The sequence below is a fragment of the Actinomadura rubrisoli genome (assembly GCF_004349215.1).
GTDB lineage: Bacteria > Actinomycetota > Actinomycetes > Streptosporangiales > Streptosporangiaceae > Spirillospora > Spirillospora rubrisoli.
Genome location: NZ_SMKU01000631.1, coordinates 1 through 2,306, shown reverse-complemented (window position 1 = coordinate 2,306; position 2,306 = coordinate 1). Strand labels below are relative to the sequence as shown.

General features: G+C 65.3%; 2 protein-coding genes. Both read right to left on the bottom strand.

Features of this window, described 5'->3' with window-relative positions:
• Nucleotides 1–30: 30 nt before the first annotated feature.
• A complete protein-coding gene (locus E1298_RS49120; protein ID WP_165975991.1) occupies nucleotides 31–360 on the bottom strand; it encodes a hypothetical protein in 330 nt (109 codons plus the stop codon).
• Nucleotides 361–1,129: 769 nt separating this feature from the next.
• Nucleotides 1,130–2,306, bottom strand: a 1,177-nt coding sequence (locus E1298_RS46305; RefSeq protein ID WP_207945267.1) for a hypothetical protein, incomplete at its 5' end; no start/stop codon positions are given.

Genomic DNA, 2,306 nt, shown 5'->3' with positions numbered 1-2,306 from the left:
CCTCCCACCCCCCGCAACCGACTGACCCGCCTACCTCCTGCGCGAAGGCCGATCGCCCTTCACATGCGTGCGCCGGTCAACCGTCCCGAACGAGGGCTCCAGCCACTGCGCGTCCCGCCCGGTCGGCCGCTCATCGGACGCCGTATGCGCGACGCAGAAGAACACCACGACGAAGACGAACGCGATCAGCTGCCCATATCCGGCCCCGTACCGGACATCGACGTCCTCCCCCGGCCCCGAGATGAACCCACAGATGACCACGGCGTTCACCAGCCCGCTCACCCACGCGGCACGCGCGACCGCCCGGGTCCCCGCAGAACTGGCCGCGACGCCCAGAATGAGCGTGATCATCATGCTCATGGGCAGCGAACGTCCCGGCCAGCTCAGCCACCCCTGCCCGGCCGCGCTCCAAAGAACGCCCGTTACGCCGTCTTTCTCGAACCACGGCGCTGCAGCCCACCCGCACAGCGCCATCGTGGATGCCAGGCCCCAAACCGCGCACTGGAGCCGCCGGTTGAACTCGACGGCGTCAACGAAGACGCGCTTCCCGCTCACGACGGCCTCGGCGTGCACTTGTGCAATTCCCCGAACCGCCTCTCAGCGATCCGCATAAAATCCACCATATCCCGCACCGCGTCCCGCCCCCGCACCACCGGCGCAAAATCAATACTGATCCACGGTCGCTTGTTTCCGCAGTCAAATACAGCGATCACATAGTTTGGTCGCACAATGGCACCTGCGGTCGGAATGACAACCGCCAGGCCCTTGCCCAGTTCAGCCGGGAGTGGCGTAGTGGCCTGATCAGCCCACTTCTTCTGCTGGAAGCGGACCGTCTTGTCACCGTCATTATAAGACCAGTCGAGCCCAAGCGAGGACTCTTGCCCTACAGCCGATGCCAGGCACAGCCCATTGTCAGTCTGAGCGCCATCCCACCGGTCGGCCACTGGGACGGAGAGGCCGGTAACCCGACGGAAGGCCCCTTCGGGGACGAGGTCGCACAGGTAGGGAGCACCGTCCACCACAGGTCGGAGATCAGGAAAAGGAGCCTTCCTCGGTCGCTCGTCCTCGCACCCGGCAGAGGCGAGCAGCCCTATCCCCACAGCCATGAATGTAGCGTTCCTGAGCACGTTCACCGCCGGCCGCTCGGTGTCACCGTCTTTCCATCAACACTTCGGTAATGTCCTGCCGTGGTCTTTTGCCCATTCCCCACCGAGGTCTCCACGTCATCACTAAAATTGTCGATCTTCAGTCGGTCATTGGCCCATCGCAAGAAACCTTCGAGGGCGCGCCCGTCCAGCGACCCAATCGGCAGAAGCTTCGGGTCATGCCCCTCGGTGGCAAACGGCTTACCTGCAAGATCTTTGCCGGTGAGACGGCCGTGGGTCACGAGAGAGGAGGCGATCATCTGATTGAAGAGGCGTTCGACACCTTCGGTCTCGGTCTTGGGCGCGAAGATGGTGGGTTCGGCCTTGTCGGCGAGTCTCCTGACGAACCAGTTGGTCAGGACATTCGCGGCTTCGGCGGACGCTTGGCTGTAGACCTCGCCACCGACCGGGGAGCGTTGGGCGATGAGATCGGTGCCTACGGGGATGAGGCCGATGCCGTAGCCGACGTATTTGCGCATCCGGTCGAGGTCTTCCGCGAGGCGGGCTTCTTCCGCACCGACCGACTGGTGCCGGGCCTCCAGGAGATGGCCGAACATGTGGCCCTCGCCCTTGACAGTGTTGGTGAGATCGCCGTGGCCGGCGATAGTGCGGTCGACGGCGAGCCTGGCATGGGCGACTTGCCCCATGAGGAGTGTCTCGTAAGCACTGGCGTTCCGGGTGACGTCCAGGAGCAGGTAGTCCAGGTCCTCGCCGGTCATCCCAGTCGATCCCGGCCTCTCATCCAGTTTGGAGAGCCGGACGATGTCGTGGAGCCGGTCGAGGTGGGCGACCAGGACCTCGGCCATCGCGGGCCGGAGGCCGGAGAGTTCGTCGTAGTGGTGCGGCCGGGCGATGGCGTCACCGAGGTGGCCGTCCTTGAGGTAGCCGAACGGGCTCTTGTCGCCGACGGCGACCTTGCCGTCCTTGACCGTGAAGTTGGTGCGGGCGTCGTCGGCGAGGATCTTGGTGGTGGCGAAGGCGAGACGGGCCGACGCGGGGTCATGGCCGGTGGCGGCGGTCTTGATGGTCTTGCCAAGGGCGGTGCCGTGGTCGGACTCGCCCCAGACGGCGCGGCGATCGTGGAGGAGGTATTCGAGGTTCGTGTGCTTGATGTTGGGCTGCGGGCCGGTGGCGAGGGGGCCCATCGGGCGGTGGGTCAGG